1 tRNA gene and 2 pseudogenes are annotated in these 2,656 nt (G+C 70.1%); 2 read left to right on the top strand and 1 reads right to left on the bottom strand.

Features of this window, described 5'->3' with window-relative positions:
• Positions 1 to 96: 96 nt before the first annotated feature.
• Positions 97 to 1,293: pseudogene (locus ACFVYL_RS37680) on the top strand (tyrosine-type recombinase/integrase); the annotation flags it as partial.
• A gap of 272 nt (positions 1,294 to 1,565) precedes the next feature.
• Here the strand turns inward: ACFVYL_RS37680 and ACFVYL_RS37675 are convergent.
• Positions 1,566 to 1,637 (bottom strand) — tRNA-Arg (locus ACFVYL_RS37675).
• 209 nt (positions 1,638 to 1,846) lie between these two features.
• Between ACFVYL_RS37675 and ACFVYL_RS37670 the strand changes: the two are divergent.
• Positions 1,847 to 2,207: pseudogene (locus ACFVYL_RS37670) on the top strand (response regulator); the annotation flags it as partial.
• Positions 2,208 to 2,656 lie beyond the last annotated feature (449 nt).

The following is a 2,656-nucleotide window of genomic DNA, read 5'->3' as shown; positions in this document are numbered from 1 at the left end:
GTCCACCGCCATCGGGATACCTCATTCCTCCGGCATAGCGCGGCCCACGATAACCGTCACGACCCCACGTAACCCGCACCGTTAAAGATCTCTAGACAAGGCGAGCCCTTTGACACGGTGACCGGCCTCCCTGACTCCCTGCGTGGCGGCAAGGCGGCGCTGTCGTTCCTCGCGCTGGCCGTGGCGTACGTGGACGCCCGGTGGGCGGAGGCGTCCGCGAAGCAGCGCGACAGCATGACCGGTGCACTCGCCACCGTGGTTCCGGCGTTGGTTAAGCCGGGGCGTGGTCGGCCCACTCCCGAGACACTGCGCCGCGCGCTTCGTTCCTACTTGCTGCCGGTGCCTCGGCGGACTCAGGAGAGGCCCGAAGAGATCGCTGCCGCAGTGCGCTGGATCGAGAAGGCGTCTCTGCCGCTGGCCGAGTTGCAGGAGGCGCCCCGGGTTCATGAGCTGATCGATGGACTCGGTCGGCGCCTGGACGGCAAGCCGGCCGCGACGCAGACGTACCGGCGTCGGCGTGCGGTGGTCTTCAACGCACTTCAGCACGCGGTGGAGCTGGAGCACCTGACCTCCAATCCGCTCTCCCGTGTGCGCCGGAAGCGCGGGAAGCGGGCGGTCCAGGAGGTCGACCGGCGGGTGGTGGTCAATCCTCGGCAGGTACGGGAGCTACTGATCGCGCTCACCTAGGTGGGCGGTTACGACCGTGCGAGCGGCCGTCGGCTCCGTGCGTTCTTCGGGTGCCTGTACTACGCGGCCATGCGCCCTGGCGAGGCGTTGGGCCTGCGCCGTTCGGACTGCACCCTCCCGCAGAAGGGCTGGGGCCGCATCGAGCTGGCGGAGACCCGCCCGACGGCCGGTAAGGCGTGGACCGACTCGGGGGAGGTGCACGACCGGCGGGGCCTCAAGCAGAGGGAGGCCGGTGAAGTCCGCGTGGTGCCGATTCCGCCCCCGCTCGTGCAGCTGCTGCTGGAGCACGTAGAGGAGTTCGGTACGGCGAAGGACGGTCGGCTGTTCTTCAGCGAGCGAGGCAACGTGATCGCCGCGTCGTCCTACTCGCGAGCCTGGAAGCAGGCCCGGGAGCTGGCGCTCCTGCCTCAGCAAGTCGAGTCCGTCATGGCGGCCCGGCCGTACGACCTCCGGCACGCCGGAGTGTCCCAGTGGCTCAACTCCGGGGTGCCCGCGCCCGAAGTGGCTGCACGTGCAGGGCACTCAGTCGACGTGCTGCTGAAGATCTACGCCAAGTGCATCGACGGCCAGGAGGAGATGAGCGACCGGATCATGCGCGGGCTGGGGGGGAGCCTGAAGAGCCGGGAGAACCGGACTGAGCCTCCGAAGCTCTGCCCCGGACCGACCAGGGTCCGGGGCTTCGCCGCGTCTGCGAAGCGGTTCGCGAGCGACCCGCGAAAGCGCCTCCGACCTGCCCAGAAGGCGTCCAAGATCAACACGCTATTACAGCGTGAGCCCTGACAAGTCACTGCTTTCGCCCGCCTCCGCCTGCACACACAAAAAGACCCCGTCGTCAGCGTCTCCGCTGGTGACGGGGTCTTTAGGCACCTAAATCAAGGTGCCCCCGGCAGGATTCGAACCTGCGCACACGGCTCCGGAGGCCGTTGCTCTATCCCCTGAGCTACGGGGGCGTATCGACCCGCTTGCGCGGCGACGGGTAGAACCCTACCAGCTCTCCGGGGCTCCCCATGAACAGGTATTTCGTTGCCCCCGAGGGAGGCTCGGCGGTGCCTCCGTACCCCTGCTGTGCCGGCCCGCGCCGGGCACCTCGCGCGGGGCGGAAGTAGGGAAAACCGGGACGCGGCCGTGGGCGCGGACCTACTCTCGAGGTGTGCCAGGCGTGCCCGGCCGCGTGCTTGTTGTGGACGACAACAAGGTCATCCGGCAACTGATCAGGGTCAACCTCGAGCTGGAGGGCTTCGAGGTCGTGACCGCGGCCGACGGTGTCGAGTGCCTGGATGTCGTGCAGCAGGTCCAGCCCGATGTGGTCACCCTCGATGTCGTGATGCCCCGGCTCGACGGGCTCCGGACCGCGGCGCGGCTGCGGTCCGACGCGGGGACCCGCCATCTGCCGATCGTCGTCATCAGTGCGTGTACGCAGTACGAGGTCGAGAGCGGCCTGGAGGTCGGCGTCGACGCGTTCCTCGCCAAGCCCTTCGAACCCAGCGAACTGGTCGGGATCGTGCAGCAGTTGATGGAGGGGGCGGAGAGCGGGAACGGTGACGGGCTCCGCCGCCAAGGTCATCAGCAAGGTCAGCAGCAAGTTCATAGCGGGCAGCACGGCTATCAGGGACAGCAAGGTCATCAAGGGCAGCATCAGAGTTGTCCGGTGCACCAAGGGCACGGGCGTGAGCGTGAGCGCGGGTCCATGGGGAGCGAGTGCCGGGTGAACGGATCCGGAGCGGGCTCCGGCGGTGGCGCGACCACCGCGGGCGGCGCGGGCGGCGCGGGCGGCCTGGGTGGCGTGAGCGGAATGAGCGGAATGAGCGGCTGCACCGGCGAGGCCGAGCCCGCCGCACACCCCGGAGGCTGAGCCCAGCCTCCCCCCGGCCCCCGGCCCAGCCCCGGCCCCCGGCCCGGCCCCGGCCCCCGGCCCGGCCCCGGCCCCCGGCCCGGCCCCGGCCCCCGGCCCGGCCCCGGCCCCCGGCCC

This window comes from Streptomyces sp. NPDC058308 (genome assembly GCF_042880275.1).
Lineage (GTDB): Bacteria > Actinomycetota > Actinomycetes > Streptomycetales > Streptomycetaceae > Streptomyces.
This window is presented reverse-complemented; position numbering and strand designations above follow the sequence as displayed.